The organism is Anaerotignum neopropionicum (genome assembly GCF_001571775.1).
Taxonomy (GTDB): Bacteria; Bacillota; Clostridia; order Lachnospirales; family Anaerotignaceae; genus Chakrabartyella; species Chakrabartyella neopropionicum.
On the sequence record NZ_LRVM01000002.1, the window covers coordinates 136920 to 161023 of the forward strand.

Annotated in this window: 22 protein-coding genes and 2 pseudogenes; 22 read left to right on the forward strand and 2 right to left on the reverse strand. The window is 37.6% G+C overall.

What is annotated here, in order from left to right:
- Position 1 precedes the first annotated feature (1 nt).
- Genes CLNEO_RS04330 through CLNEO_RS04345 form a run of 4 tightly spaced genes read left to right on the forward strand, consistent with a single transcriptional unit; the run spans position 2 to position 2488 of the window.
- Positions 2-895, forward strand: coding sequence for a hypothetical protein (locus CLNEO_RS04330; protein ID WP_066084987.1), 894 nt, complete (start codon positions 2-4; stop codon positions 893-895).
- Entirely contained in the window at positions 885-1382 is a 498-nt protein-coding gene (locus CLNEO_RS04335; protein WP_066084990.1) for a hypothetical protein, read from the forward strand. The genes CLNEO_RS04330 and CLNEO_RS04335 overlap by 11 nt, the downstream gene beginning before the upstream one ends.
- Positions 1379-2068, forward strand: a complete 690-nt coding sequence (locus CLNEO_RS04340; RefSeq protein ID WP_066084993.1) for a DNA/RNA nuclease SfsA — start codon at positions 1379-1381, stop codon at positions 2066-2068. The genes CLNEO_RS04335 and CLNEO_RS04340 overlap by 4 nt, the downstream gene beginning before the upstream one ends.
- A gap of 54 nt (positions 2069-2122) precedes the next feature.
- Complete coding sequence (locus CLNEO_RS04345; RefSeq protein ID WP_066084996.1) at positions 2123-2488, forward strand: hypothetical protein; 366 nt, start codon at positions 2123-2125, stop codon at positions 2486-2488.
- Positions 2489-2723: 235 nt separating this feature from the next.
- Here the strand turns inward: CLNEO_RS04345 and CLNEO_RS04350 are convergent, their stop codons facing one another.
- A complete protein-coding gene (locus tag CLNEO_RS04350) occupies positions 2724-3242 on the reverse strand; it encodes an ImmA/IrrE family metallo-endopeptidase (RefSeq protein WP_066085000.1) in 519 nt (172 codons plus the stop codon).
- Positions 3243-3314: 72 nt separating this feature from the next.
- Positions 3315-3740, reverse strand: a complete 426-nt coding sequence (locus CLNEO_RS04355; RefSeq protein ID WP_066085003.1) for a helix-turn-helix transcriptional regulator — start codon at positions 3738-3740, stop codon at positions 3315-3317.
- Between the two features lie 206 nt (positions 3741-3946).
- Here CLNEO_RS04355 and CLNEO_RS04360 point away from each other — a divergent pair, with 206 nt between their 5' ends.
- From CLNEO_RS04360 to CLNEO_RS04435, 18 genes and pseudogenes are all read left to right on the forward strand, one after another.
- Positions 3947-4528: a hypothetical protein gene (locus CLNEO_RS04360; protein WP_066085006.1), complete on the forward strand. Its 582-nt coding sequence runs from the start codon at positions 3947-3949 to the stop codon at positions 4526-4528.
- Between the two features lie 341 nt (positions 4529-4869).
- Positions 4870-5343, forward strand: a complete 474-nt coding sequence (locus tag CLNEO_RS04365) for a sigma factor-like helix-turn-helix DNA-binding protein (RefSeq protein WP_066085008.1) — start codon at positions 4870-4872, stop codon at positions 5341-5343.
- A 638-nt stretch (positions 5344-5981) separates the two neighbouring features.
- Positions 5982-6143 (forward strand): SHOCT domain-containing protein, encoded by a 162-nt coding sequence (locus CLNEO_RS16105; protein ID WP_164493064.1) that lies wholly within the window; start codon positions 5982-5984, stop codon positions 6141-6143.
- Between the two features lie 81 nt (positions 6144-6224).
- Entirely contained in the window at positions 6225-7814 is a 1590-nt protein-coding gene (locus tag CLNEO_RS04370) for a recombinase family protein (RefSeq protein ID WP_066085012.1), read from the forward strand.
- 10 nt (positions 7815-7824) lie between these two features.
- Positions 7825-8745 carry a recombinase family protein gene (locus CLNEO_RS04375; protein ID WP_066085015.1) on the forward strand — a complete coding sequence of 307 codons (921 nt, stop codon included), beginning with the start codon at positions 7825-7827 and terminating at the stop codon, positions 8743-8745.
- 1 nt (position 8746) lies between these two features.
- Positions 8747-9508: pseudogene (locus CLNEO_RS04380) on the forward strand (recombinase family protein); the annotation flags it as partial.
- 107 nt (positions 9509-9615) lie between these two features.
- Entirely contained in the window at positions 9616-10389 is a 774-nt protein-coding gene (locus CLNEO_RS04385) for a ParA family protein (protein WP_456297614.1), read from the forward strand.
- Complete coding sequence (locus CLNEO_RS04390; protein ID WP_066085021.1) at positions 10390-11313, forward strand: ParB/RepB/Spo0J family partition protein; 924 nt, start codon at positions 10390-10392, stop codon at positions 11311-11313.
- A gap of 88 nt (positions 11314-11401) precedes the next feature.
- Positions 11402-12523, forward strand: coding sequence for a DUF6017 domain-containing protein (locus CLNEO_RS04395; RefSeq protein WP_066085024.1), 1122 nt, complete (start codon positions 11402-11404; stop codon positions 12521-12523).
- A 180-nt stretch (positions 12524-12703) separates the two neighbouring features.
- On the forward strand, positions 12704-16900 hold the full coding sequence (locus tag CLNEO_RS04400) for an S-layer homology domain-containing protein (RefSeq protein WP_066085027.1): 4197 nt from the start codon (positions 12704-12706) through the stop codon (positions 16898-16900).
- 168 nt (positions 16901-17068) lie between these two features.
- The gene (locus CLNEO_RS16040; protein WP_162266455.1) at positions 17069-17206 is read left to right on the forward strand and encodes a hypothetical protein; all 138 of its coding nucleotides are present in this window, start codon (positions 17069-17071) and stop codon (positions 17204-17206) included.
- Between the two features lie 564 nt (positions 17207-17770).
- Positions 17771-18223, forward strand: a complete 453-nt coding sequence (locus tag CLNEO_RS04405; RefSeq protein ID WP_066085031.1) for a PcfB family protein — start codon at positions 17771-17773, stop codon at positions 18221-18223.
- Positions 18220-19170 (forward strand): annotated as a pseudogene (locus tag CLNEO_RS04410) (type IV secretory system conjugative DNA transfer family protein); the annotation flags it as partial. The gene CLNEO_RS04405 and the pseudogene CLNEO_RS04410, both read left to right, overlap by 4 nt.
- 90 nt (positions 19171-19260) lie before the next feature.
- Positions 19261-21141, forward strand: coding sequence for a recombinase family protein (locus tag CLNEO_RS04415; RefSeq protein WP_066085035.1), 1881 nt, complete (start codon positions 19261-19263; stop codon positions 21139-21141).
- Between the two features lie 26 nt (positions 21142-21167).
- The gene (locus tag CLNEO_RS04420; RefSeq protein WP_054325781.1) at positions 21168-21521 is read left to right on the forward strand and encodes a TnpV protein; all 354 of its coding nucleotides are present in this window, start codon (positions 21168-21170) and stop codon (positions 21519-21521) included.
- 180 nt (positions 21522-21701) lie between these two features.
- The gene (locus CLNEO_RS04425) at positions 21702-22652 is read left to right on the forward strand and encodes a helix-turn-helix domain-containing protein (protein WP_066085038.1); all 951 of its coding nucleotides are present in this window, start codon (positions 21702-21704) and stop codon (positions 22650-22652) included.
- Between the two features lie 132 nt (positions 22653-22784).
- Positions 22785-23396, forward strand: coding sequence for an MptD family putative ECF transporter S component (locus tag CLNEO_RS04430; protein ID WP_082381229.1), 612 nt, complete (start codon positions 22785-22787; stop codon positions 23394-23396).
- The gene (locus tag CLNEO_RS04435; RefSeq protein ID WP_054330197.1) at positions 23393-24094 is read left to right on the forward strand and encodes an energy-coupling factor transporter transmembrane component T family protein; all 702 of its coding nucleotides are present in this window, start codon (positions 23393-23395) and stop codon (positions 24092-24094) included. Before CLNEO_RS04430 ends, CLNEO_RS04435 begins: the two co-directional genes overlap by 4 nt.
- The last annotated feature ends 10 nt before the right edge of the window (positions 24095-24104 follow it).

Consider the following 24104-nt stretch of genomic DNA (forward strand, 5'->3'; position numbering starts at 1 on the left):
TATGAATATAGAAATGGCTTACCTCTTGGGTATGATTTGTGGTAACGGAGAAATTCAAAGAACTGTTACGACTACAATCGTGTCAATAGATATACCCCATAAAAAGTTACAGACAGAAGAAATACACGATGTTAAGCTATATGTAAAAGCTAGTATCGCTGACATAAGAAGCATTATAGAGCCTTTAGTAGGTGCAGGGCTCGATTTCATCCAAAATAAGTCATCTACTGTGCTATCATTTACAAAACCTAACACAGATTATTTAATACGAGAGATAAATAGATTCATAGGTAATGCGGTATCCCATAATGATATAAACATACACTCAGATATATTTAAGTGTACGCTTGATGAACGTAGACAGTTTATAAAAGGCTTTGCAGATGTTACAGGATATATTCGACGCAGTAATTATTATGTCGGTGCAAAATATCAGCATAGAGTTTATCTTGAAATACCGCATAATTGGCAGATGGTAATAGATATTTGTAACTTATTAAAATCAACAGATATTCCTGTACAAAATATAGATTGGGCACATCCTAATATACGAGACGGTAAGCTAACTAAATACAATGAAGGTAAGCCTAACTTTTGGAAAAAGGAACATCAGGTTAAGATATGGGCAAATGAATTTATACCTGTAGGATTTGGGATTATTCATAAGCAACAAGCTTTAGAAATGTATTCAGACGAACTATTGGCGGGCTATCGACAAAATAATAAAGACCCTGAAAAATATACACATAGGTATTATTGGGAAACACGTAAAATTCAAAATAAAGAAAAGCCAATACACCCTAGTGAGGATGATGAGTTTATTCCACTTGTTATAAGAGGAAAGCACTTTAACTCATGGTCTGAAATAGCAAAGGAATTAGGCTATGCCGAATAGTAAAAATGTAAAGAGTGAGTTTGAACTTTATGAACCTATGCGTAATTGGTTACATAAATACTTGGAAGATAAATATAGAGGTTTTGAAATAGTAACACTGGATGCTCATGCAGAAAGATTAGATAGAGTTTTAGTTAAATTAGGTATTGTAAATGAACTTGCCACTGGTGTGGACATTCAAATAGATATTTTGGGTATTGCTCGTAAAAAAAATATAGTAAAATTATTTTTTATTGAAGCAAAAAAGACGAATCTAACTTTGAGAGATTTAGGGCAGTTGTGGTCATATTGCAAGTTGATTGATCCTGAAGAAGCCTTTTTAATGACCTCAGCAGAATTAGGTAGCCTAAATAAGCTATTACATATTTTCAAACGAGAGGATTTACTTGATTTTGGTGAGGGTAAACATATTAAGAAAATGAAAGTTGCTGTATGGAATTTATCTTCAAACTCTCCTGATTTAGCTAGCATGTTACCTAAAATATGAGAGGACAATATCACAAAGCCATTTTTCTTGAAGAAGGAAAGTATCGATTTTTATGTACAATTATAAAAGAAGAACTCAGAGAAGAGTGTTATGTGTCTTCTTCTTCAAAATTATCAAAATACCTATCTTTGGAAAATTGTAAAGTTTTAGTTTCAGAGAATAAAGGAAATAAACTTCGTACACGCTATACATTAGAAGCTGTAGAATGTGAGGGAATACTCTACTATGTAAATTTTAATAGAGTTAATCAACTTTATGAAAAATACCTATTAACTAATAAAATAGCAAAAGAAAGTATTTATAGAGAATACACTGTTGATAATATGGTTAAAACAGACTTTTTTATGGAGAGTTATGGTTGTATTGAGGTAAAGTCATTGCTTAGCAGTACAAGTAAAATTATATATCCAGACAATGCTTCCAGTAGACTTGAAAGACAATTAATAAAATATATTGAATTATTGAAAAGAGGAACAAATGTAACTTTTGCTTTTGTTTCAATGTCACCTTCTATTTTAGATTTTGAATGGCAGAATGTAAAAGAAGTAGTGAAATTACACTTTTGCAAAGCAGTTTTGTTAGGGCTGAAAATCAAAGCATTTTCTGTTGTTTATGAAGATAACGAATTTAGAATAACTGAGAATATGGTATTAGAACAAAATATAATAAAAACTATGTTATTTTAGTAATTACAAATGTGTTAAGACAATAGCTATGTTATATAGAAAATTGAGGTAAAAATGAAAATTGAAAACTTATTAGAAAACATAGGACTTGATTTTAAGATTGTAGATGAAACAAAAAAACTGAAGATTATAAAAATACCTTCCAAGCTTCATATTTGTTTTATGATTCAAAAAGGAAATCAGTTCCTTATTGATAGAGAAACCTTTGAGTATTTAGATGCAAATTCATTACCGTATTGCTTGTTACTGCAAGATATAACAAAAAATAAATATTACTATATTTCGTTAGAAAAGGAAAACAACTGGATAAAATCTTGTTTTGCAGGATGTGACAAAGAAGAAATATATCTGGGGAAGCAGGTTTTAAATGCCCAAATACAGCTTGAAGAATTGGGAAAAAAGCTAAGTAAATACAAGTAATATTATAATATTTTTATAAATAAAACTTATCAAAATGCTAATTATATTGTAAGTACCTTTGCTTTATGAATAAGGAAAATATGAGTTGAAATGGTTTTAGATTAACTTGGATATTTAGAAAATTATTTGAATTCTTGAATGAAAACCTAAATTCTTGCGTATATGTGTAATTAGACTGTATTTTTATAGCAATAATAAAAAGTTCCCGCTGTCTCAAAATAAACAGCAGGAGCTTTTATACTTTTATCTTCTTCAAAAAATCACCTTCAGGACGATAAGGTACATTAAAATCATACCCCATTTTATTCATTTCCTGCATTTTTATCAGCAGCAGATTAATATGTGAATTTAGCATGCTTGAAATCTGCACTATATCATAACCATCACGTGCTAGAGCTAATACCTCATCATTGTCAATTAACAAATGAGAACCAAAGATATTGGCTTCGTATTCGGTAGTGTTTTTCATATCAAAAAGCTCAAATTCCTTAAGACCATGACTAGCTAAATTTCTATGAAAAATGTCATGACCGATTTCATGAGCTAATACCATCTGTCTCATATGGTCATCTAAATTATTATTAATAAAGATCACACGTTGCTTCCAACGATAGGTATACATGCCCAATAGGTCATTGTAACTCTCATAATAAATCTTAATACCAAGTTCATTGGCAATCTGTCTGGTATCCCTTGTCCCTATACGTTTGACAAGAGCATTTGCTTTCTTATATATTTTGAAAGAGTCAATCAAAGCAGCACCCCCCTATAAACAATCTACTATTCCCCTGTGATTATAGTAAAAAAGTTGTACATTTAGTTGGACTTAATTATTATTATTATCGTCATCTGTTCTATATTTTTTAGGAGTATACTTCTTGTTTTCCTCTTTGGCATCCCAATAAGCTTGTTGTAAGGAGCGCATAACAGCATCCTTATCTGTTTCTGATAATTCACCACCTGCAAATAACCCACCAATTTCAGCAACTAAGTCTTCAGCTTGTCTTGCACCACGATTACCATATTTAGCTTTGGCCTTTGTGATAAATTCCTCGTCTTCTGTTAAAAGATAATTAATATCTACATTAAAAAATGCAGCTAATTTGGAATAAACTTCTCGTTTCTTTGGATAGCTGTTACTATTTTCATAGCTAATAATTGTGCGTAGCGAAACACCGATTTCTTTTGCCAATTCAGTCTGGGTCATATCTTTCCCTTTCCGTAAGTCTCTAAGTTTTTCTCCAAATCTCATAATATCCTCCTTGAATATGAAATTATATTTCATAAAATGTATTTTACTATTGACATATGATGGTTATCTTCATATAATATAAATGTGAAGAATAACTACACATACTATAGTACATAAATCTTCACATTTTGTCAATAGTCAATAAAAATATGGGGTGGGGAATATAACATGTAAATTAAGTACCCCTAAAACAACGGAGGTATGGGATGAGACTTACAAGAAACATGAAGAATATTTCAAAGATGTATGAGGGTATGAACCTTGATGAGGAACAGGTTTTTCATAAATCAAAACTTGTTCTTGCTATATACAGGGATGTAGTATGGAGAACCATTCAAGAAGCTAATTATGTAAGGGAAGCATGTGAGTCATATTATAGCAATGAGCTTGCTACAGCTTTAACATATTTAAATGATTTTGCACCTACTGAAAAGAAGGACAAGTTTAGTGATAAAGTTTCCTGTATTTTTGAGACTAAATGGATGATAGATCTTGTAGATACAGCAATGATTAAAATTTATAATTATCATACAAATGGAAAGCTGTATCATGAAATATTGTCAAAATGCTATATTACAGCATATCCAATGACAGAAACAGAAATACTGGAATATCTTTCTATAGAGCGGACAAGTTTCTATACAAAAAAGAAAGAGGCAATAAAACTATTTGGAATTGCACTTTGGGGATATTCCCTTCCCAAATATCAAGCTATTTTTAATGGGACAAGTACTATAGAGGAAAAAGACTTACTATATTTCTTTGAAGAAATACAAAATGCGTACTAAGTGTGAACTAAAGTTGAACTAGATACGAACCATATACGTACTGACTTTGAATTGTAGGTAGCCTATACTCTGTATTATGGGGAGTTAATGGTCTAAAATAAAATAACAATCAAGAGCCTCGGCATTTCATTTATGTCGGGGTTATTTTTATGCCCATTTCTCCAAATATGGTGATGAAGAAGCCTGGAATAACAAATTAATGTTGTTCTGGGCTTTTTCTTTACCCAAAAACAGGGGGAAAGATGGAGAAGACAAAGTCTAGCTTACATACTAAATGCCGTTCTCCTCCTTTTTCTGATGATTACATTCATTTTTAAAAATCAGAAAACGGAGGAATTCAAATGGGTTTTAATTATAGTAGAGAAAAGTTGATATTTGATAGAGAATGGGAAAAGTTATGTGGACAATACAAAAAAGCAGGAATGAGTGAGAAGGCAATACAGGAGCTATATGAATTTGATTGGAGCTGGTTTCGTATGAGAAGAAACTACGAAAATCGTGTACAAGCTATACCAGAAGAAAATATAGATGAGCAAAATGCAGAAACACGCTCCAATTTATTTCAGAGGTTTGCATCTTTATCTACAAGTTTTGATGAAATGGAGTTTTCAGGACGTTATGCTTGGATAGATACTATTTCTGATGATGCACTTTCTAGAAAACTAAGAGATTTAAGTGATGATGAATTAGAACTTTTAACCTTATTGGCTATAGAAGGATATACGCAGCGTGAAATTGCAAGGAAAATGCACTGTTCACAAAATGCCATCTCTAAAAGATTAATCAAAATAAAAAGAATTTTAAAAGAAAAATAAAATATTTTCAAAAATGGTTGTCAAAAAGGTCTTCTCGTTGCCTACACATTGAGGGGATCTTTTTTATTCCCTGTCTTGTACTTTGAAAACTAAATATCCGATTACATAAATACGTTAGCTGATGAGCCAGAAATGGAAAAGCGACAATGGAGGATGCGCCAAGACCACCTGTAAGAGCAGAAATTTTAATCTCTGTTTTTATTAAAGTCGGCAAAGTAAGGTGCAAAGCGATACCCATCCGTCCCAAGAAACAATCTATGGTAGATTGTTCGCAATAACCTCATCAGCCTATAATGATACTTCTGCCCAGCCACAGACATCGCAATGGGGGCAGCCAGCGGAGATCCCGGTGGAGGTGAGAGTCCTATGATGCAATAACTGCTAAAGCAGTTATAACCAATTGCAGTTTATGTAATCGCCCTATAAGTCTTGCTTGCAAGGCTTTGTGTGTTGGGGAAGGTAGTGTCTAAGTACAACACAAATTCTTAATATTAGAAGCAATGGGGATCGCTTGAAATAGACAAGAGTCTATTTATAAGTTTTTTATTTAAAATGGCGGTCCCTATTTTTGTGATATTAAAAAGATGAAAAATACTTACATAAACAATAATAAAATTTACATGAATGGAGGAATGGTGATGACAAAAGAGCAAACAGCGAAAGAAGTAGAATATAAAATGGCTTTAAAACTGCTAAAGATCTTACTTTGTAGAGGAATTATAACGGATGTAGAATATGCAAAAATTGATGAATTAAATCGTCAGACCTTTTCTCCACAACTTGCAAAAGTATATGTGTAATAACACTAGCTATATTTGAATTCTTGTGATAATGTGTGTTGCTAACAGGAACTAAAGTTCTAAAGGAAAGGAGGAAAAACCATGGCAAAGAAAGTAAGAAAAATAGAACCTGTAAAGCAAAAGGTAATCTTAGAATTACAACCTAAAAAACGAGTTTGTGCCTACTGCAGAGTAAGTACTGATTCAAGAGAACAACAGAATTCCTTTTCTGCACAAGTAGAATATTACAAGACTTTTATCGGAAAAAGAGATGACTGGGAATACACAGGAATCTACGCTGATGAAGCCAAAAGTGGTACACAAGTAAAAAAACGTGATGAATTTCTACGGATGATAAAAGACTGTGAAGACGGCAAAATTGATATGATCATTACAAAATCCGTCACAAGGTTTGCTAGAAATACAGTAGACAGTATTGAGGCTATCAGAAAGCTAAAAGCACTTGGTATCGGGGTATATTTTGAAAAAGAACATATTAATACCCTATCAGAAAAAAGTGAGCAGATGATCACCATACTAAGCTCTCTTGCACAAGGAGAGGCAGAAAGCATCTCCACTAATAACAAGTGGGCAGTTAAAAAGAGATTTCAAGATGGAACATTTAAACTTAGCGATCCTGCTTATGGATATACCAAGGATGAAGATGGAAATCTAATAATAAAAGAAGATGAAGCAAAGATTGTCCGTAGAATTTTTCATGAATATCTAAATGGCAAAGGCTCATATGTAATAGCAAGGTATTTAAATGACGATAATGTCCCAACGATACGTTCAGCAGAAGAATGGCAAGACAGTGTAGTAAAAGAAATCTTACAAAATCCCATCTACGAGGGAGACTTATTATTACAAAAGACATATACAACTGAGGTACTTCCCTTTGAAAGAAAAACAAATAAAGGGGAACTGCCTCAGTATTTTATTGAAAACAATCACGAACCCATTATTACAAGAAAAGAAGGGCGGATGGTCCGAGATATTTATGAATATCGAAGAAATCAAATGGGAGTAGATGATAGTGGAAAATACCAAAACAGATATGAATTTAGCAGCAAAATCATCTGCAAGGAATGTGGTAACATTTTTAGGAGACAAAAGATTTATATCGGTAAACCGTATGAAAAAATTCAGTGGTGCTGTGTCCAGCATATAAGGGATATAAGTAAATGCAGTATGAAAGCTGTAAGGGAGGATATTATAAAAGAAACCTTCCTAACCATGTGGAATAAACTTCTAAGCAATCATACAGATATTTTATATCCACTACTTGAATCCTTGAAGAATTTAAGAACTGATCATGAGCAGGAAGAAGAAATTAAAAAACTAAATAATAGAATTATGGAATTAACAGAGCAGAGTCATATCCTTAGTAGAGTTGTATCTAAAGGATATATTGACTCTGCTATTTTTATAGAAAGACAAAATGCTCTGACTGTAGAACTTGAAGCCATTAAGAAAATGAGGAATCAATGTCTTGATGATAACGGTTATGAAAAAGAAATCGTAGGAACAGTAAGGCTGCTAGAAATAATAAGGTATAATCCAGAGATTATAGAAAAGTATGACGAAAACCTATTTATCCATACAGTGGAAAATATCATTATCGGAGAAAATAGTGAGATTACCTTCAAGCTAATAAACAACCTAGAACTGACAGAGTATTATGGAAAGTGAGGTGAGGTAGATGTTGCAAAGACATATGCCACATGGCTATAAGATAGAAGATGGAAAAGTAATATTTGATGATGAAAGGGCAGCAGTAATAAAAAAGATATTTGAGGAGTACCATAAAGGATCATCTTTACATGCCATAGCAAAAGAGCTTACAAATGCCGGATTTTTAAATGCTAATAACAAATCTAATTGGAATCATGGCTCCGTAGGAAAGATACTTCAAAATATTAAGTACTTAGGAGATGACTTCTATCCTCGGATGATAGACAAGGAAATCTTTGAATCTGTGCAGAAAAGAAGAAAGAAAAAAGAGCAAGAACTAGGAAGAACCCTACAACCAAATAGTATGAAAAATCAAAGCATTTTTAGTAGCAAATTAAAATGTGGTGAGTGTGGTGATATCTACCGTAAATACATTGAACATGCTGGCAGACCATCCGAGAAGAGCAATTGGAAATGTAAAAGATACATCTACCAAAATAGAGTACACTGCAGAAACTTATTTTTAACTGAAAAAGATATAGAAACTATCTTTATATCAGCAACTAATAAAATCATATCAAGAATGTGGATGCTAGATAAAGAGAAGAAAAAAGAGCCTCCAAGGATGACTTTGGAAATTAGAAAGCTGGAAGAACGAATTAAAGAGTTAGAGGAAGAAGAACATTTCTCATCAAAGGAATTATCAGAGCTAATCTTTAAAAGGGCAAAGGCTTATTATAGCATCACTAAAATAGATGATTATGATTATAACACTGAAAAAATAAAACAATCTCTGGCTGAGAAAGAACAGCTAACAGAGTTTGATGAAGATATATTTATAGCCATAATAAAGCAGATAGTTATTTATAAAGATGGAAGAATCCTAGTAGAATTTATCAATGGCATAACTATGGAGGAATATCATGAGAAAATAAGAGAGGATGAATGAAATGGCAGTAGCAGTAGCAAAAAAGAATGTAGCATTTATACCAGCACAAACCATATATGACAGGAATGTAAGGGTGGAGCTAAAAACCCTAAGAGTAGCAGCTTACTGTAGAGTTAGTACCACCTTAGAACAACAGGAGGGCAGTTATGAGGCTCAAATATCCTACTACACAGAGAAAATTAAAAGCAACCCAAATTGGAAGAGTGCAGGGATTTATGCAGATGATGGAAAGTCAGCCACGAATACAAAAAAGAGAGATGATTTTAATGCTATGATTGATGACTGTATGGCTGGAAAAATAGACATGGTCATAACAAAATCAGTCAGTAGATTTGCAAGAAATACAGTAGACTCCCTTCAGACCATAAGAAAACTTAAAGAAAAGAATATCGCCATATTTTTTGAAAAAGAGGGTGTTAATACCTTAGAAAGTACAGGAGAATTACTGATTACTATCTTAAGCAGTCAAGCACAGGAAGAAAGCAGAAACCTAAGTGAAAATACAAAATGGGGCTTAACAAGAAGATATGAAAATGGAATTGTCACCATCAATCACAAGAAGTTTATGGGATATACCAAAGATGAAAAAGGTGAACTTATCATAGTACCTGAACAAGCAGAGATAGTGAAACGAATTTTTAGAATGTATTTAGAAGGAAGTAGTATTGGGGAGATTACGAAAGCTCTGGAGGCAGATAAAATCAAAACAGTCACAGGAAAGGAAACATGGCATCCTGGTGTAATTGAAAAAATGTTAGTCAACGCTTGTGTTATTATAAGCATAACCCAATAAACCCAGTAAAAATGCGGTTTTCAAAGGTTATGCTTATTTTATTTCCCCAAATTAAAATAACACAAAGGAGATTACATATTATGAAAATCATAGCTATAGTAAATCAAAAAGGCGGTGTAGGTAAAACTGTTACAGCAGTAAATCTAGCCGTTGGACTTGCCCGTGAGGGTAAAAAAGTAATTGCCATAGACTTTGATGCGCAAGGTAGTTTAACGGTTAGTTTAGGTTATAGTGAACAGGATAAAATGGATACCACTGTTTCTACCGTCCTTGAGAAAATTATCGAGGACAAGCCAATCGCACCTGATGAGGGTATTTTACACCATGAGGAAGGTATCGATTTGCTACCAGCTAACATAGAATTATCTGGACTTGAGGTTACTTTAGTTAATACAATGAGCCGCGAATGTGTATTGCGTGAATACCTCAAGACAATCAGCAATTCCTATGATATAGCAGTCATTGACTGTTCTCCCTCGCTAGGTATGCTTACAATCAATGCACTTACCGCAGCAGATGAAGTAATTATTCCAGTACAAGCACAGTATTTATCAATTAAAGGTATGGAACAGCTTTTCAGAACGATTGGTAGAGTAAGAAAACAGCTGAATCCGAATCTACAAATTGGTGGTGTTCTAATCACGATGGCGGATTTACGAACCAATTATACCAAGGACATCATTAGCCTTTTACATAATAGCTACGGCAGGAAAATTAAGATATTTGATAGTGTTATCCCACTATCGGTAAGAGCTGCTGAAATGAGTGCTGAGGGCAAAAGCATCTATCTCCACGACCCTAACGGAAAGGTTTCTATTGCATATAAAGGGTTCATCAAGGAGGTTGGATAAATGAAAAGTAGTGCAAGCAAAATAAAAATGACTTCCTATGATGACCTATTTGGCAGAAATGAGGGAGCCATATGTAGCCTGAATAGCGAAAATGCAATACAGGATATAGAATTATCCAAGCTGTTTCCATTTTCACAGCACCCGTTCAAGGTGCTAGATGATGACAAAATGGAAGAAACCAAAGAAAGTATTTCAAAGTACGGTGTACTGATTCCTATTATTGCAAGAGGTAAAACAGATGGGAATTATGAAATCATTGCAGGACATCGAAGAAAGCGAGCGTGTGACCTTCTAGGATTGGATACTATTCCTACTATTGTTCGAGATTTGGACGATGAAGAAAGCACCATTGTAATGGTGGATAGCAATATTCAGCGGGAAAATTTGCTGTTTTCTGAAAAGGCTTTTGCTTACAAAATGAAGTTGGATGCGATAAAACGTAAAGCTGGCAGACCGAAAAATAATGGTGACCAAGTTGGGTACAATTTAGAAGGTAAAAAATCTATTGAAGTAGTGGCGGAACAATCAGGAGAAAGTAGAAATCAAGTACAAAGATATATCCGCTTAACAGAGCTTATAGCCGATCTAATAGAATTAACAGACGAACGCAAAATAGCCTTTAATACAGCGGTAGAGCTGTCCTATTTACCCCAAGGTGAACAGGAAATGTTGCTATCCAAAATAGAAGAATTAGCGGTTGTCCCCTCTATGGCGCAAGCTATAAAGTTAAAGAAATACAGCACAGAGGGCAGTTTGAATGAAGCTGTTATTGATGCTATTTTATTGGAAAGCAGTGATAAACCCGTTTCTGTCACACTTAAAAGCGAAAAGCTAACCAAGTATTTCCCCCAAAGCTACTCTAAAGAGCAGATAGAAGATGTTATTACTACCTTGCTTGAAAAGTGGCACAGTGAACACAAATAAATGAATATGAATTTGTAATGTCCCCTTGACTGATTTAATTCGGCCAGGGGATTTTTCGTTTATAGATAAAATCTAGGAGGATTTTAAAATGACTGATTTAAAACTTAATTATCATTACGGAAATGAAGCTGAACAATATTCTTTTTATCGAATACCTAAGATACTATTTACCGATGAACGTTTTAAAAGCCTATCCATTGATGCAAAAATGCTTTATGGACTTATGCTTGACAGAATGGCGTTATCCGTTAAAAACAACTGGTTTGATGGTGAAAATCGAGTATACATTTACTTTACACTTGAAGATGCCTGTGCTTTTATGGGGCAGAGTCAATCTAAAATGGTGCGTATTATGGCAGAGCTCGACGATAAAAAAGGCATTGGACTGATTGAACGCAAAAAGCAAGGGCAAGGTAAACCTACCATTATCTATGTCAAAAATTTTGGCTCTTTAGAAATGAAAAAAGACCGCAGTCCTAAGAAAGTATTGAAAAAATACAGTAAACCTAATCTTATAGCAGAAAATAGGACTTCCGATAATGACAAGTCTGAACAGAGGAACATCGACGAAACATGCATAATACAGCCGTTACCTGTGGGTATTTCTATGGATAACTGTAGTGCTACAGGTGATTTTTCTCATTTTTCTTATGAATCAAAGGTGCAGACTTCTGAATATGAAAGTTCTTTACTTAGCAAAAAAGGAAGTCAAGACTTTTCAAAATGGAACACTAATAATACTAAGATTAATAATACTGATTTGAGTGATACTGAGTCTATCGATCTATCAAAAGAGAGGCAGACACAAAAGGAAGTCTTGACAAGCTCGGCATTCTTGATGGATAGGATGGATGAAAGAAAATTGTACAGTGAAATTATCAAAGAAAATATTGGGTACAATCATTTTGTAGAAAAAAGGCCATATGATACAGATGAAATTGATGGAATTGTGGAATTGATGCTTGAAATTGTGTGTAGCCATGCTCAGACTACCCGCATAGCTGGACAGGATATTCCAACGACAGTTGTAAAAAGTAGATTTTTGAAATTGGATAGTAGCCACATTGCGTATGTGTTTGACAGTCTTTCCCAAAATACTACAAAGATAAATAACATTAAGGCATACTTGTTGACAAGCTTATATAATGCACCTGTTACCATGAGTAGCTACTACTCGGCCCTTGTCAATCACGATTTATACGGAAAATAAAATATAATCAGCTGAGAGTAAAGCTATCTTGATCGATTTTGGTTAGGATGGCTTTTTTATATATAACAATCTCAAGAGGGGAGGTTCTTTATGCAGAAATATCGTTTATACAGATTGGTGATACCGCCTTAATTATCAAGTATGGAAAAAGTTAAAATAAATATGAAAAGGAGTTTTTTGATGAAACTAAAGTTGAATAAATCAACCCAAGTCATTTTGATTGTATGCTTGGTGCTAATGAGCTTAACCGGTTCAGCTTTTGCAATGCAAAAGCTGTTCTCGGACAGTGATGGGCATTGGGCAGAAAACATTATCAATACACTTGCGGCAGAAGGGGTTGTAAGTGGCTATCCCGATGGACTGGTTTACCCCGATGCTACGATTACAAGAGCAGAGTTTTCGGCATTGGTGGCACGAAACACAAACAACACTACCACAAATGGCAATATCCTTGATGTCGAGTTTACAGACATCAAAGGCCATTGGGCAGAAAAAGAAATAAATCATCTTATTCTTACTGACATAATCGAGCCAAACGATTACGGCAGTAAATTTTCCCCTGATGAACCTATTACACGCTATGAAATGCTCCGTATGCTTGTAAGAACATTAGGTAGTGACTTGCATGAAGAAAATTGCAAATGTGAAACAGCCTTTACAGACCTTGAATCACTATCGAAAACACAGCTTGAATATATCTGTATTGCAAAGAAGTACAGCATTGTAGACGGTTTTCCTGATGGAACACTGAAACCTTTTTGTAATGCAACCAGAGCAGAAGCCTTTGCTATGCTGTTAAACCAAAACAAAGCCGATAAAATAATAAAAGAGGAATCAGCAGACAAAGAGTTAGTAAATAAGGAACAGAAACAGCAGGAGGATGAAAAAAATAAGCCTATAAAACCTTCAACGCCTTCAAGCGGTTCTTCCTCCAGTGGTGGTAGCAGTGGTAGTGGGACTGATAACCCTACCCCTGTTTTTAGCTTTGATTTGCAACAAGCAAGCTATGTTGGAGATGCTATAAGTGTTACTACTGATAGTAAATATGTAAGTTCTGTTACTTGGTCTTTGGAAAAAGACAGTGTTACCGTTGCCTTTGACAAATTCTTTGACGGCGAACTTGGCGATAACGGTGGCAGTATCAAAGCAAAAGAAAGTGGCAACTACACATTAATTGCCACTGCCAAAAACAGTCAAGGGAAAAACACAATCGCCAGGAATAGTTTTACAGCATATGCAGTAGCTACAGTACAACTTGATGCACCAAAGAGTAGCTATACCGATAGGGAGGTTGATATAGATTTTGTCTCTGAAAGTCTTGGTAGCAGTGCAGTAAATTGGACCATTTCCAAAGATGGGACAGTCGTAAATATTGATGATGTAGTAGACGGAATACTTGGTGATAAAGGTGGTTCTGTCTTTTTTAACGAAAAGGGCTTATATACCGTAACAGCTTCGGTGGTAGATGGTATGGGCAACCCTAGTTCAGCTTCAGCAGAAATTACGATTTTTTCTAAAGTTTTACTTAGTATGGATTTGCCAAACAATACCTATACAGATAAGCCTGTTTGCATTGATATAAATTCCCAGAATGCAGATATGCTGAAAATCAACTGGGAGTTATCCCGTAATGGTACAGTTGTCATAATTGACGAATACATTGAGGGCATTTTAGAAGACGGTGAAAATATCCGTTTTAAAGAAAAAGGTGTCTATAAGCTGACAGCTTCCATTACTGACGATAACGGTCGGAACTATTCGTGCAGTATAGATATTACCGTATACCCTGTTGGCTTTGCCGGATTTTATTTACCGGAGATATTCCACACCGACAACTTGGTTATGGTAGATACCAATTTTGCTGAGATTGGTAACAGTACAGCAAACTGGGTACTTAAAAAAGACGGTAAAGTAGTTTCTATGGCTGAATTTATGGAGGGTACACTTGATAATGACGGTGGCTCTATAAAATTCATAAAAGCTGGTAAGTACACACTTTCCGTATCCTTTAGAGATGAGGGTGAAAGAGCATACAGTTATGAGCAAAATTTTCAAGTGTTTGCAATTCCTGTTGTAACCTACAATTTACCTGAATTTGCTCATACGGATAAAGAAATTGAGATTACAACAACACTTGTAAATGTAGGCGATTTGGAAATTGAGTGGCTTATCGATAATACCTACGGGTATCAAGATTGGAATACCTATGTTGATGGGAACTTGGATAACAATGGAGGTAAGATTTATTTCAAACGAGCCGGTGTTTATGAGTTGGTGGCAAGAATTACTGACCAAACTGGACGAGTATTCCTATTTGAGTCCAAAGATAAAATTGAGATTTTCCCTGTTTTAGACTTTGGATTTACACTTCCAAATCTTGCCTATACCGATACCGTGCTTGATTTCAGAACCCACGGAAACAATCAAGTATTGCCTGTGGACTGGACAATTACTAAGGACAGAATTGCAATAGTGTTTGACAGTGCGGTTGATGGCACACTGAATGCTAATGGCGGTAAATTCCGTTTCAAGGAATATGGCACTTATGTTTTAACAGGCACCATGACAGATTACCTTGGTCGTGAGTTTTCTCACAGCGAAGAAATAACTGTTATGCCATTTGTTGAATTTAGCTTTTCGGTACCGAACAGTATCCACTATGGAGCAGATTTTGAGGTTACCATAGATAATATCCTTCACGCTGATATGTATGATGTGAACTGGGTACTGAACGATAAAAACGGTGTAGTAACCTTTGATGGTTCTCTTGGCAATAGTGGTGGTACGATGGCTATTGGCCAGTTGGGAACATTCACATTAACAGCAACCATTACCGATAAAGAAGGAAGATTGTTTGATCACAGCGAAAATATTGAGGTGCTAAACACCGCACCCAGTAAGCCAGTTGTTTCAGCCGAATCAACTAGAACTACGAAAGATAACAACTTTTTAGTAAAAATCAGTGCCATTGCCACGGACCCGGATAATGATGAAATTACGTTTGAATGGGACGGAAGAACGGCAGATGATTATTATCCTGTTGGGATACATGAAATTCGAGCAAGAGCAAAGGATATTGCAGGAACATACTCTGAATGGGAAAGTATTACCTTTGAGGTTACCAATCATGCACCTACAGTTACGGTGACGGCAGTCCCTACAAGAACCACCAAGAATGGTAATTTCTTAGTAAATATCTCAGCTATTGCAAATGACGAAGATAATGACAAAACCACGCTTGAATGGGACGGACGTATGGCAGATGATTACTATTCTGTTGGTAGCCACATTATTAAGGTAAGAGCGAAGGATATTGCAAATACCTATTCCGAATGGGAAAGCATAACTTTTGATATTATGAATCATGCACCTACGGTTACAGTAACAGCGGTTCCCACAAGAACTACGAAGAACAGTAATTTCTTAGTAAATATCTCAGCCACAGCAAATGATACTGACGGTGATACAACGACCCTTGAATGGGATGGACGTACAGCAGATGATTACTATTCTGTTGGTAGTTACACTGTTAGAGTAAGAGCAAAAGACATTGCTGATACCTATTCTGCGTGGCAGGCTGTTACTTTTGAGGTTGTCAATCATACACCTATGGTTTCAATGACAGCAGTGCCTACAAGAACTGCAAAAAACGGAAATTTCTTTGTAAAAACTTCTGTTGCTGCTACGGATGCAGATGGGGATAAAACAACACTTGAGTGGAGTGGTAAAGCAAGTGACGATTATTATGCAATTGGCACTCATACTATCAAGGTTAGAGCAAAAGATGAGGCCGGGGTTTATTCGGAATGGGTAAGCCAAACATTTACGATTAACAATTCAGCACCAACTACACCGGTGATTACAAGAACCCCAAATGGTAATTGTGTAGCCCCCGGAAGCACTGTTACAATCTCAGCAAGCAGTACCGACCCCGATGGAGATACCGTCACATATATTTGGGAAGGACGAGATAGTGAAAGACAGTCTTATCCTCTCGGTAAAAATGTGGTGCGTGTAAAATCTGTTGATGCTACAGGTGCAGAATCACCTTGGGCTGCTATTGTATTCTTTGTAGCAGATGCAACCAATGGTGGCGGTATGACTTTAACAGGACCTGAATCCACTATTAATGAAAACGGTCTTGACGGCGCAACCATCACAAAATATACCTTTACTGTACCACCTGTTAGTGGACATAGTGGTCAAGACTATGGTCGCGTGCGTGGCTATAACATTAAGACCAACCAATGGGATCAGTTAAGTTATGGCACAACAACCAACGGTATCACCTTTGACAATACCATTGAAGCGGGAATTTACTCAAAATTGGAGTTTTATTACTATACAAATCATAATTGTAGTGCGACACGTTCCTAACTGAAAAGGTTAGGCGTCGATTGAAAGGAGGACAGATAATCGATAGAACTAATGCTCTGAGAAGTGGAATGACGGAGTAACGTCCCGAAACGCTTCCCTTAATACTCCGACTGGCAATTTGAAATGTAATGAGAGAATTGTCAGACGCTCGGTGAAGTCGAGAGAGAGTTGCCCAAACAGGACAAATATGTTGCTGTGGAAAGCTATTCAGCGATGAATGGTGCAACCTATATTGCGGAGGTCTATAAAATACCTACGGTGAGAATGGGCAGTTGCCCTGACGAACTTGCGAATGTACGGGTCTAAAGTGGTGTATACAGAAATGTATATGTGCCTTCGGGCAAGTGCGTGAGGTAGAGTAAGAATTGCACTTATGAAATACCTTATACTGTTACAGGCAGTATCCAGCGTACAGGCTTAAAGCAAGCACCTAAGGGTATCATGAACAGATAGGAGCATTGGAACGTGGTAAGCCGTAAAACGTGGAGATGATTACACATCTGTGATGCGGTGGTGTCGAAGAACAATAAGCGCCTTTAATTACGGTGAAAGCGATGGCATGACCTTAAAAGACAGAACCAATTTGTTAGAGGAATAGCCATTAGTCGTTAGTGATTTTAATTTGAAGTGATGTGAATTAAAAAATATCTTTTCTAAGAAATATGCAAATACACAAAGCATAATCAAAATCAAAATCTTCTAACGATGGAACGCCGTGTGAAATGAAAGTTTCATGCACGGTGTGGGACGGGGGAAAATCCAGAGATGATTTCAAAGGATTACCTATCGTCATTGTACAACAAATCCAACATTACTTATTCTGTTGAATATTACTTTGAGTAAGTATTTTCCGATGGAAGGAGTGGTTTTTTGCAAGAAGATATAAACCATAGAAGCATAACCTTTGCTGTAAACAGCTCTAAGATGACAGGGAAGTTGTTGCTAAAGCTAATCAAGCTATATCTTGCACACCAAAAGGAACTGCCCCACGGTAAACAGACGGTCAAACAGCTCGCAAAGCACGGTCAAGGGATGACAAACATTGAGGTTACGAATAAAAATATCAAGTGTTTTGAAAAGTATGCGAAAAAATACGGCGTGGATTTTGCTCTCAAAAAAGACATTACCGAAACACCACCTAAGTATCTTGTTTTTTTTAAGGCAAAAGATAATGATGCTATTCTCTCTGCTTTTAAGGAATTTACAGCAGACAGAATGCGAAAGGCTGAAAAACCGTCCGTATTGCAAGAACTACGGGAACAAAAAGAAAAAATCAAAAATGCCGTGGTGGAAAAGGTCAAGAAAAAGGAGCAGGTGCGATGACAGATAAATGGAAAAAACTAATAATTCTGCAAATTCCGTATCTGTTCATCGGCTTGTTTATGACTAAGGTGGTGCAGGGCTTCCGCCTTGCGAATGGTGTAGATTTATCAGAAAAGCTACTTCATATTGATGATGGATTTGCCCTTGCTTTTAAAAGCTATTTTCCAAGTTTTCACCCTGCAGATTTACTTTTCGGACTGCTTATTGCAGTTGTTATAAGGCTTGTGGTGTACATACGAGGGAAAAGTGCAAAAAAGTATAGGCACGGTAGAGAGTACGGCTCTGCTCGTTTTGGTACTCCAAAGGATATTGAGCCGTTTGTCGACCCTGTATTTGAAAACAATATTATTCTCACCAAAACTGAAAGCCTAACAATGAGCAGTAGGACCAAGAACCCAAAGGATGCGAGAAACAAAAATGTTCTGATTATAGGGGGTTCGGGTAGTGGTAAAACAAGATTTTGGTTGAAACCCAACCTTATGCAGTGCCATTCTTCATACGTTGTCACTGATCCCAAGGGTAGTATTGTAATCGAGTGTGGGAATTTGCTATTGAAAGAGGGTTATAAAATCAAAATTCTCAACACCATTAACTTCAAAAAGTCGATGAAATACAATCCTTTTTCATATATCCGATCAGAAAAAGATATTTTGAAGCTGGTTACAACTCTAATTACCAATACCAAGGGCGACGGCAAAAGTGGCGATGATTTTTGGCAAAAAGCTGAAACTTTGCTCTATACAGCATTGATTGGATACATCTATTATGAAGCACCAGAGGAAGAAAAGAATTTTAACACCCTTATTGAAATGATTAACGCAAGTGAGGTGAGAGAAGATGATGAGAACTTTAAAAATTCCGTGGATAGAGTGTTTGAACTCTTGGAGAAGAAGTCCCCAGACCACTTTGCAGTAAGGCAGTATGCAAAATATAAGCTAGCTGCCGGTGATATATGCTCTAAGTGACTTCTTAATCATGATTTTGTCATGGTTAGTGAAGCAATCACTTAGAGCATTTTTGTTTCAGGAGGTACAGCCATGAGAAATGAAAAAATTACCCCACTGTACGAGCGCCTGAGCCGGGACGATGAGTTACAGGGCGAGAGCAACTCCATATCCAACCAAAAACAGATGTTAGAGGATTTTGCCCGCCGGAACGGGCTGCCCAACCCTACGCACTTTACCGATGATGGTATCTCAGGCACCCGTTTTGACCGCCCCGGATTTTTGGCGATGATGGAGGAAGTGGAGGCAGGGCGTGTAGAGGCAATCGTCATCAAGGACATGAGCCGGTTAGGACGCGACTATCTGAAGGTCGGTCAAGTTATGGAGGTTTTGCGGCAGCGAGGCGTTCGTCTGATTGCCATCAACGACGGTGTGGACAGTCTGAAAGGCGATGACGATTTTACCCCGTTCCGCAACATTATGAATGAATTTTACGCCCGTGATACCAGCCGGAAAATCCGCTCTGTGTTTAAGTCAAAAGGCATGAGTGGCAAGCACCTGACCGGCACTGTGATTTACGGCTACTTATGGGACGAAAAACGGGAGCATTGGCTGGTAGATGAGGAAGCCGCCGAAGTGGTACGCCGTATCTTTTCCCTCACGCTGGAGGGATATGGGCCTTATCAGATCGCCTGCAAATTATCCACAGACCGGATTGAAATTCCTGTCGTACACCTTGCCCGCTTCAACGAGGGTGTGAACCGTTCAAAGCCGGTCAAAGCCCCCTATGGATGGGGATCATCTACCATCGTGAACATTTTGAAAAAACGAGAGTATTTAGGGCATACCATCAATTTCAAGACCCGCAAGCACTTTAAGGACAAGAAAAGCCACTATGTTTCTGAGGACGAATGGACGATCTTTGAGAATACCCATGAAGCCATTATCGACCAGCAGACCTTTGATTTGGCGCAGAAAATCCGCAGCAATGTACGGCGTTATCCAAACGGCTGGGGCGAAGCGGCTCCCCTCACAGGCTTGCTCTATTGTGCCGATTGCGGCGGCAAGATGTATGTCCACCGCACCAACAATGGCAAGCGGGTTTCTCAATATACCTGTTCCAATTATACCAAAGTTCCGTGTGGGACACTATGCCCTACACAACACCGTATCAATGAGAGTGCTGTCCTGACATTGGTTTCCGACACGCTTAGGGCTATCGCTGAATATTCCAAAAATGACCGGACGGAATTTATTCACACTGTTCAGGAGACGCAGGTTGCTCAACAGAGTGCCGATATATCGAAAAAGCGCAGGCGTATGGCTGCTGCCCAAAAGAGAGCCGGAGAACTGGAAAAACTGATTTGCAAAATCTATGAGGACAACGCCCTCGGCAAGCTGCCGGATGCACGATATAGGGCACTTGATGCACAGTATACCAAAGAGCAGGACGCACTTGAGATTGAAATTGCAGAGCTAGAAAAGGCTGTTACCGGCTATGAGCAGAGCCAGAAATCCGCAGAGAAATTTATAGCCCTAATTGATAAGTATGAGAATTTTGACACTCTGACAAACACCATGCTCAACGAGTTTGTAGAGAAAATCCTTGTCCACGAACGCGCCCGAAAAGGCAGCCAGGACACCACGCAGGAAATTGAAATCTACTTCAATTTTTTAGGGCGCTATATCCCACCATCCTTACAGCCGGTTCCTTTAACCCCGGAGGAACAGGAAGAACTGCAGAAAAAAGAAGAACGCAAGGACAGGCTTCATCAGAATTATTTGAAGCGGAAAGCCAGCGGCGCACAGAAACAGTATGAGGACAAAATCAAGGCGAAGAAAAAAGCGGAAATGGACGCTAAGAAAGCCCTGATCCGGGCTGAGGATATGAATAAAGGTGTTTTTTCTACTATCGGTCAGCTACCAAAAGAAGAACCGCGCAAAGGCAGCATAGCAGCCAGCGCAGCAGTCTAATCATCACGAAGCAAAGGAGAATGAATATGAGTAAGTTGACGTACATTCGTTGTGGAGATTATGATATACCCAACCTAAAACTTTCTGAACCGCCGGAAACTTCTATCGGCAAGTACGGCAGAATGCGAAAATCCTACCTAAAGGAACATCGCCCCATTCTCTATAACCATCTGCTGATGAGCGAGAAGCTGTATCCACACCTGTTAGAGATTGAGCGGACAGCACAGGGGCGTGTGGAAACCATGTTGCCCCGCATGATGGAGGCGGCGGACGTCATTGAGGAACTGAAAGCCCGTGACCCCATGCGCTGGGTGGGCCTGATGAACACGCTGAAAGCTCAGGCGGAGGAAATTGTGCTGACAGAGCTGATTTATCAATAATTTTGCAAGCGGAGGCTGCTACTCTTGCGGCCTCTGTTTGTTTTGCAATTCCGCCACATCTTTTCCTTGAACTTTTATCCTAAATGAAATATAAAGAATATGTCGTCAGAGGTTGACGAGAGCAAAAAAACAATTTAACATATAATTAGTTACCGCTAACCAAAAAGGAGGAAGATATGAGTGAAAGAGTTACATGGAACAGAATGGTACGGTGAATATGCTACGCTAACTGATGAACATAATGATTATGTTCAAATCGAATATAAATGTAATGGAACAGGTCGTCTCTATGACTACACTCTTTTCCCTGGTATTGACTTAATTTTTATGGATTTTAACTGCTCAGATACATTCCATGAGCCTATTCCTAATAAGAATATCATCGAAATCCGTCATTACCAAAAAGGACGCGTTGAGTTTGAGCTAAGAAATAATAAAGTTTTCCACATGAAAGAGGGAGAATTTTGCATCAATGCCCTTGCTAATATTCCTGCGGCCTATTCCTTTCCCTTTGGATATAGTGTAGGACTAAGCTGTGTGATTGATAAGGATTCTGTCGATGTGGAAACACAACAGATTTTTTCGTACTACAACATTGATGTTCTAAATCTCGGACGAGAATTGGAATTAGAAAAAAAGTGGTTTTTATGTCGGACACCACAGCGATTATTACATATCTTCGATGAACTGTACGCTGCAAAAGGTGTTGAAGGGCGAGATTATTTCCGTATCAAATTATTGGAACTCTTTTATCATATCAAACAGCTGCGGATTGAAGATCAGTATGAGGCAACATATTATGCCAAAGAACAAATTGAAATCATCAAACGCATCCGCCAACAGCTCATAGAAAACCTCGACAAAAAAATATCCATAGAAGAACTTTTGCGAAAGGAGCCAATGAGCAAGGTCACATTTCAAGCTATTTTCAAACAGATTTATGGCGATACGCCCTATGCACATATCAAAAAGTATAAAATGAATCTTGCGGCTGTTTATTTGCAGGAAACAGATCAATCAATCACGCAAATAGCCGGTGAACTTGGATATTCAAATATTAGTAAGTTTGCGAGGGCTTTTCAAGAAGTGTTTGGAATGCTTCCAAAGGATTACCGTAAAGCAAAAAAGTGATTTAACTTTTGAGCTGTTTTCTTGATTTACATTTCCCTTTGGAGTAGTTAGAGACTGCAAACCGGTGTAAAATGACAGTGTAGTTAGTTATTGCTAACTACACTGTCATTTTATTTTAAGGAGGTTTCAAAGATGGAACAAATGGTAAAGAAAAAAATTGGCGTTCGAGATATTATGACGATTGCCGCAATGATGGTCATCAATTTTGCAATTGCAATGGTGATTGGTATGGTTACATTGCCTTTCCCAGCAGTATATTTATACGGCTCTGCTGGTATTGATGCCTTTATTGGAGCAACATTTTATTTGGTTGCGGCAAATCGCATCAACAAACATGGATTGTTGTTTGCTTGGGCTGCTGTTTATGGACTAATCCAAGGTGTTATGGGTTATATGTTCTTGGTTCCCTATTTCTTGATTGTAGCCCTCATTGCTGAGTTATGCATGGTTGGCAAGAATACATACCGAAGTGCAGTTCGTAACCGAATTGGTTGGATGGTCAACTCAATCGGAAATTTTGTAGGCTGTGCCGTACCGCTGTGGTGGTCTTGGGACAGCTATCAGGAAATGGCAGCAAGCAGCGGTTTTGATGCAAATACCTTGAATATGCAGCTCTCTATGGTGACTTCTCCGGCGCTCATGCTTTTAGGTATTGTCATTACTGCGGTTCTCGCAATTCTTGGTACGTTGTTCGGCCAGCGCCTGCTCAGAAAGCATTTCCAAAAAGCTGGCATTGTAGGATGATGGCCGGAGAAAAAAAGCAAAGGCGGATTGACCGGATTGACGGGCGCACAGTTCTTTTCCTGACGCTGTGCGCCTGCCTTGTGACTTTCCTTACCACGAGTTTTTGGGGACATGGGATTTTTACCTTTTGGATTTTTCTGATCCTGTGCTGGTTCGGCTTGTATAAGCAGGCTATTGGATGCTTTGCGGTCTATTTGGTAGCGATTGTATGGCTGATGATCGAGACAAAGTATCCGATCAGTATCCCATCACCGCTGTTACTCAGCATGATTTACAAGCTGCTACTACCCGCTATGCCAGCCTATCTTCTGGCGAAAATTCCGTCCGGGAAACTGACGGCCAGCTTGAGGAAAATGCCGATCCCCACCCGTATCATGCTTGTTTTGATCGTCATGCTCCGCTTTGCTCCGACTGTGCTGCATGAATTTGGAGAAGTCAGGGAAGCCATGAAAATCCGTGGCTTCTTAAAATCGGTTGGCAATGTTTTGAGGCATCCAATGGACACGTTGGAATACGCCATTGTTCCGATGGTGTTCCGCTCCTTAAAGATCGCGGACGAGTTAGCCGCTTCTGCCATTGTCAGGGGAATTGAAAGCCCCTACAAGAAAGAAAGCTACTATGTCAGCCGGATCGCTGCGCTGGATTACTTTTTGATTGTTGTCAGCGTGGGAGCTGCCGTGTGCTGCTGTCTTTTATAGGAGGAATGGA

Coding starts and splice junctions, on each gene's coding strand:
- CLNEO_RS04330 (WP_066084987.1), top strand. CDS start 2: ATGAATATAGAAATGGCTTACCTCTTGGGTATGATTTGTGGTAACGGA.
- CLNEO_RS04335 (WP_066084990.1), top strand. CDS start 885: ATGCCGAATAGTAAAAATGTAAAGAGTGAGTTTGAACTTTATGAACCT.
- CLNEO_RS04340 (WP_066084993.1), top strand. CDS start 1,379: ATGAGAGGACAATATCACAAAGCCATTTTTCTTGAAGAAGGAAAGTAT.
- CLNEO_RS04345 (WP_066084996.1), top strand. CDS start 2,123: ATGAAAATTGAAAACTTATTAGAAAACATAGGACTTGATTTTAAGATT.
- CLNEO_RS04355 (WP_066085003.1), bottom strand. CDS start 3,740: ATGAGATTTGGAGAAAAACTTAGAGACTTACGGAAAGGGAAAGATATG.
- CLNEO_RS04360 (WP_066085006.1), top strand. CDS start 3,947: ATGAGACTTACAAGAAACATGAAGAATATTTCAAAGATGTATGAGGGT.
- CLNEO_RS04365 (WP_066085008.1), top strand. CDS start 4,870: ATGGGTTTTAATTATAGTAGAGAAAAGTTGATATTTGATAGAGAATGG.
- CLNEO_RS16105 (WP_164493064.1), top strand. CDS start 5,982: ATGACAAAAGAGCAAACAGCGAAAGAAGTAGAATATAAAATGGCTTTA.
- CLNEO_RS04370 (WP_066085012.1), top strand. CDS start 6,225: ATGGCAAAGAAAGTAAGAAAAATAGAACCTGTAAAGCAAAAGGTAATC.
- CLNEO_RS04375 (WP_066085015.1), top strand. CDS start 7,825: ATGTTGCAAAGACATATGCCACATGGCTATAAGATAGAAGATGGAAAA.
- CLNEO_RS04390 (WP_066085021.1), top strand. CDS start 10,390: ATGAAAAGTAGTGCAAGCAAAATAAAAATGACTTCCTATGATGACCTA.
- CLNEO_RS04395 (WP_066085024.1), top strand. CDS start 11,402: ATGACTGATTTAAAACTTAATTATCATTACGGAAATGAAGCTGAACAA.
- CLNEO_RS04400 (WP_066085027.1), top strand. CDS start 12,704: ATGAAACTAAAGTTGAATAAATCAACCCAAGTCATTTTGATTGTATGC.
- CLNEO_RS04415 (WP_066085035.1), top strand. CDS start 19,261: ATGAGAAATGAAAAAATTACCCCACTGTACGAGCGCCTGAGCCGGGAC.
- CLNEO_RS04420 (WP_054325781.1), top strand. CDS start 21,168: ATGAGTAAGTTGACGTACATTCGTTGTGGAGATTATGATATACCCAAC.
- CLNEO_RS04430 (WP_082381229.1), top strand. CDS start 22,785: ATGGAACAAATGGTAAAGAAAAAAATTGGCGTTCGAGATATTATGACG.
- CLNEO_RS04435 (WP_054330197.1), top strand. CDS start 23,393: ATGATGGCCGGAGAAAAAAAGCAAAGGCGGATTGACCGGATTGACGGG.